Annotated in this window: 5 protein-coding genes; 1 reads left to right on the forward strand and 4 read right to left on the reverse strand. The window is 67.6% G+C overall.

Annotation, left to right across the window (positions count from 1 at the left end; genetic code table 11):
* Positions 1–221: 221 nt before the first annotated feature.
* From U9977_RS25655 to U9977_RS25670, 4 genes are all read right to left on the reverse strand, one after another.
* Positions 222–1493: an ABC transporter substrate-binding protein gene (locus tag U9977_RS25655; RefSeq protein ID WP_322751852.1), complete on the reverse strand. Its 1272-nt coding sequence runs from the start codon at positions 1491–1493 to the stop codon at positions 222–224.
* Positions 1494–1899: 406 nt separating this feature from the next.
* Positions 1900–2364, reverse strand: a complete 465-nt coding sequence (locus U9977_RS25660; RefSeq protein WP_322751853.1) for a DUF3037 domain-containing protein — start codon at positions 2362–2364, stop codon at positions 1900–1902.
* Entirely contained in the window at positions 2357–3202 is an 846-nt protein-coding gene (locus U9977_RS25665) for a HipA family kinase (RefSeq protein WP_322751854.1), read from the reverse strand. The genes U9977_RS25660 and U9977_RS25665 overlap by 8 nt, the downstream gene beginning before the upstream one ends.
* A gap of 436 nt (positions 3203–3638) precedes the next feature.
* Positions 3639–4265, reverse strand: a complete 627-nt coding sequence (locus U9977_RS25670; RefSeq protein ID WP_322751855.1) for an NADPH-dependent FMN reductase — start codon at positions 4263–4265, stop codon at positions 3639–3641.
* A 191-nt stretch (positions 4266–4456) separates the two neighbouring features.
* Here U9977_RS25670 and U9977_RS25675 point away from each other — a divergent pair.
* A partial coding sequence (locus tag U9977_RS25675) for an FG-GAP repeat domain-containing protein (protein ID WP_322751856.1) occupies positions 4457–4955 on the forward strand: 499 nt, incomplete at its 3' end.

Here is a 4955-nt window from a genome sequence, read left to right on the forward strand (position 1 = left end):
GTACGACGAGGCGATCATTATGGCATCGGCTGTGCGGCCCTGACGAGTGGAAGGTTGACATCTCAGAAAGCCACAAATCGGACATAGGATGTATGTCTATCTTCCACTCGTGCCGGGGTGCCGGGTGCCGGGCCTCGCGAAGCGATGGTCTGGCTCCGGGGATACGCGAGCCGGACAGATGCTTCACACACACGCACTGGCGCGGGCCGCCGGATATGCCGTCACTCGGCGGCGATCGGCTCGCCGCACCATTGCTTGCCATCCGGGCCACGGCCGCCGGGTACCACCTCGAAGGCCGTCGCCGCGTCGTTCACCCGCACGAAGAAGTAACACCGACTCACCTGGATGGAACTCGTCGCCATGTCGACGGTTTCCGCGAGCAGGCCGTCGGCATTGTAGTTGTGGACGGCCCGCAGCGACTGGATGAAGCCGCTCCGGGTGGGACAGTCGCCGGCGGCTGCCAGACCGCGGAGGAAGAGATCTGCCGTGATGTAGCCCATGACAGCGGTTCCCTGATCCGGCGGATTGAGCTCGGGTGCATACTGCACCATCGCGTTTCGGTATGCATCCAGGGCTGCGGAGTGTGCCTCGAACGGTGTGAAGCCGATGTAGACGGCCATGCCGGCGATGGACGGGCCGAACTGCGGCAGTAGACTCGGATAGTAGCCGTCCGGGCCGAACGCGGCTTTGATCGGTACCCCGGCCGCCCGCGCCGCCTTGACCACGTTGGCGAGCCCGGTTCCCGAGATCGCACCGACGATCACATCGGCGCCGCTGCGCCGGATATCGGCGGCGACGTGAGCCGGGTCGGTCGAATTCTCCGAGTAGTCGCCGGTGCCCACGATCCGGATACCCTGCGACTTGAGACTGGCCTCGAGTTTCGCTGCCGCCATCCGGGACGACGCCCGCAGGGTACTTTCCAGCAGGTACGCCCGCGTGCCGCCGTTCTGCTTGGCATACAGCCCGAACGTGCTCACGTTCGAGCCGTCGGCGTACTGGTTTGAGGCGGTGAACATATTCGAATATTTGCCCCATGTCGAATCGGTGACGAGACCGGTAACCGGGACGCCCTTGGTACTGAGGTACTCGGCTGAGCCGCTGACGAACGACGTCTCCTGAAGAATCCCGAAAACACCGACGTTCTCGATGAGGTCGCGGGACGCGGTGAGGTTCTTGGTGGCGTCCGACTCGTCGTCGCGCCATTCGATGCTGATCTGTCGACCGCGGATGCCGCCGGTGGCGTTCGCCACGCCGATCCGCGCCTCGACGCCGCTGCGGACGGAGCGGAACACCGTGGCGAGGATACCGGTGTTCGGGAAGACTAATCCGATCTTTAACTCCTTCGGGGTGACGCCGGGAGCACTACACGCCGTTGCCGCCCCGGCTGCCCCGGCTGCCTCGGCAGCCCCGGATGTCGCGCACGCTGACGTCGTCAGCGCGACTATGAGGCCGGTGGTCGCGACGCCGACCCACAGCTTCAGAGGACGATCCATAATGCTCGCAATCCGTTACTATAAGTAAATTTTCAAAATAATTGTTATTCTTATCATAGGAGGCATGGTTGACCCCCGGCGGGTCTGGTTGTTACGGAACCGATCCGTTCTGTTGCTGCCTGGATCTGATCCGACTCCGGCCCGGCCCGGCCCGGCCCGGTCTGACGCTGTGACTTGACGGCGACTACATATCGCCTGCATATTGCAGGCGTAATTGTTACCTTGACGATTCGGGACGTGCCTGAGGACATACGGCACGCGCTGGGTCAGGACGCCGAGCCCCGCGACGCCGCGTCCGCTATTGCCGGTCGCTCTTGGTCTCTGCAGGCATTCCTGCTGGGTGTACTCACCCGTCAGGCGCAGTTCGGCCGGAACCAGCAGCTCCTGGCTACGATCGACCGCGACCTCACCCTCGTGACCTCTGACGGTCGCCTGGCGCGTGCGGCGACATCCTTTTGCAGTGTGGAGCTGGTGGGGTAGGGACCGGGCCGGGACGGTCGACGAGCAGCGTGACGAGCCGGCCCAGCTCGGCAACCGGGTCGTCGGTGAGACCGCTGTGCACCTGCGATGTCTGCACGATCGTGCTCCGTGGTGACGTCAGCCACCGGAACCGCTCACCCGGCGGCAGCGCGCCGGCCGGGCCCGCCGCCGGCCCGCCCGTGCACACCTGCTCGAACGCGGCGAGGTTCGCGGACACCACGGTGTGGTCGAGGAACGGGTCGAGGGCGGTCAGCCGGTCGGCGTCGACCGCGCACCGGGCCTGCAGGTAGCCGGCGCGCTGGCACCACAGCACCACCCCGACGTTCACACACTCACCGCGTTCGACCCTCGGGACGACCCGTACCACGGCGTATTCGAACAGGTCAGCCACCGCGGGCCGCCCGCAGCCACGCCGGCGGTCCGGCCGGCTGGTTGGCGGGCTGGTTGGCGGGCTGGTTGCCCGACCGGGCCGCCGGCGGGTCGTCGAGGTCCACCGACAGCGTCATCGCGCGCAACCACGGCCGGTCACCGCCGACCCGGGCGAGCAGCCAGTCGACGTAGACGTCCGGGGTGACGTCCAGCCACGCTGGCGGGACCTGGGCGAGCACCTCGCCCAGCAGGTCCGCCTGGACGAGTGGGGCGAGCTCCGCGTCCGCGGCTGTCAGGGCGTCGGCTCCGGGCAGCAGGACGTGCTCCTGCCAGCGCGGCAGCACCCGGTCGACCGCGCCGGCCGCCCCGGACCAGTTGTGGTGTACGTACAGCGCCGCGCCGTGGTCGATGAGCCAGAGCCGCCTGCCCCAGACGAGCAGGTTCGGGTTCCGCCACGACCTGTCCACGTTCAGGGTCAGCGCGTCCAGCCAGAGCACTCGGGCGGCGAGGGCCGGGTCGACCTGGAAGGCGAGTGGATCGTAGGTGATGGAACCGGGCAGGTAGTCCATGCCGAGGTTGCTGCCCGCGCTGGCTCGCAGCAGCTCCTGGATCTCCTGATCCGGCTCGGTCCGGCCAAGCTGCGGGTCGAGGTCGATCACGACCAGTTCGGGCACGGGCAACCCCAGCGCCCGGGCGAGTTCGCCCACTACGACCTCGGCGACGAGCGCCTTGGGACCCTGGCCCGCTCCCCGGAACTTCACCACCCACGTGCCGAGGTCGTCGCCCTCCATGAGGCCGGGCAGGCTGCCGCCCTCCCGCAGCGGGGTGGCGTAGCGGGTCGCCGTCACGGCACGCAACATACGGATCAGTGTGGGCGCTGGTGCCCCTGCCCGCGTCAGGGGGCCGGTTGTGCATGATCAACTAATTCATGCCGATGCCGAGGTTGTGCCGCTGTGACGAGTGGAAGGTTGACATCCCAAAAAGCCGAAAATCGGACAGAGAATGTACGTCTACCTTCCACTCGTGCCCGGGGCCGTGCGAAGGTTCCGGTGAGTTCGACAGCCTTGCCCAGGAGCGGGGGGGAGGGCCGTCATCCTGCGGGCGTCATTCTGGTGCAGCGAGCGACGCGGCGCAGGTGGTGAATGAGGCGGTGCCGCACGGCACCGAGACGGGATGGCCGCCCGATGCCCCGGGCAGCCCATCGCCCACAGCCGCGTCGGCGGGTCACTGTCATCTGCCGAGAGCCTCTACCTGTTCGTCTGCCTGGCCGACGTACGGAAGTCGATCCAGCACACGCTACGGACCGTTCGGCGACGGACCGTTCGGCGACGGGCCGGAGTCCGGTGGGTCGAGCGGGTCGCGGACGCCGGTCGGCTTGTCGGTGCCGTCGAGGCGTCTGGCCAGGGCGTTGAGAACGTCGAGTACGTCCGCCCGGATCTCCGGGTCTCTGATCATCCCGTCGGGGCCGATGGCGTGTCGGGGTACGGGACGGTGGGTGCACGCCTGTTCGATGAGGTCGGCGCCGACGTAGCCAAGGACGGTGCGCAGCGACGCGTGGGCGTGGACGGCGCCGGTGGTGGTGGAGACGTTGATCCACGCTGCGTGCTTTCGATACAGCTCCCCGCTTCCGACGGTCCAGTCGAGGAGGTTCTTCAGGGATCCCGGGAGGCCGCCGGCGTACTCCGGCGTGCAGAAGACGACGGCGTCCGCGGCACTGATCCGGGCACGCAGGTCGGCGACAGCGGGCAGTGCGGGCTCCCGATCATCATCTGGATTGAACTGCGGTAGGCCACCCATCCCGCCGTAGACATCGGCCACCAGGCTGTCGGGTGCGACGGCCTGCGCCGTGCGAAGGAGCGCCGCGTTGGTAGACCCCGCGCGAAGGCTGCCGCAGATCATCAGAAGGTGATAGGTCCCTGCCACGACATCAGGCTAGGACGAGAAGATCCTTGTGTCATTGGTGGTACCGCCGTGACGAGTGGAAGGGGGTGTGGGCGGCGTGATTACCCAAGGCGGTATCCAGGCTGCTGTCTGACGGGCGACAGTCCGCAACCATGTTGTGACCGCGGCGTCTTTTATAGGGAGACCACCGACGGGGTATCTGGGGGCCGACTATGCGTGCCACACGATCTATCGTTCCGCTGACAGCGGTTGCGTTTCTCGCCGTATTCCTGCCCGGATGCGGACCCATCGCATCCCAGCCGAGCGGCGGGAAACCGAGCGCCGGCCAGGCCGGCGTGCAGCCGGTCGCCAGCGCAGGTAACACCTCGAACACTCCGGCCACACAGCCGGCCACACAGCCAGCCACCCGGCCTACCTCCACTGCTGGCGCGACGTCCGCCGGCCCGGCCCGGTCCGCACGTGACGGGGACGTCGACGGTGACGGCAGGCCGGACCAGGTGACCTTGTCCGCCGGGGGAGCGCTGGCCGTGTACTACTCGGGCGGCGGCAGCGACGTGGTGAACCTGGGGCCGGGGAGTGCGGGCGACCAGAAGCTTCTCGGCACGGCGGACGCCGATGGCGACGGCCACGCCGAGGTGTTCGTCCGTATGATCATGGGAGCCTCGGCGCAGATCGACACGGTCCTGCGCTACGTCGACGGACACCTTCGCC

This window comes from Protofrankia sp. Cas8 (genome assembly GCF_963555845.1).
Lineage (GTDB): Bacteria > Actinomycetota > Actinomycetes > Frankiales > Frankiaceae > Protofrankia.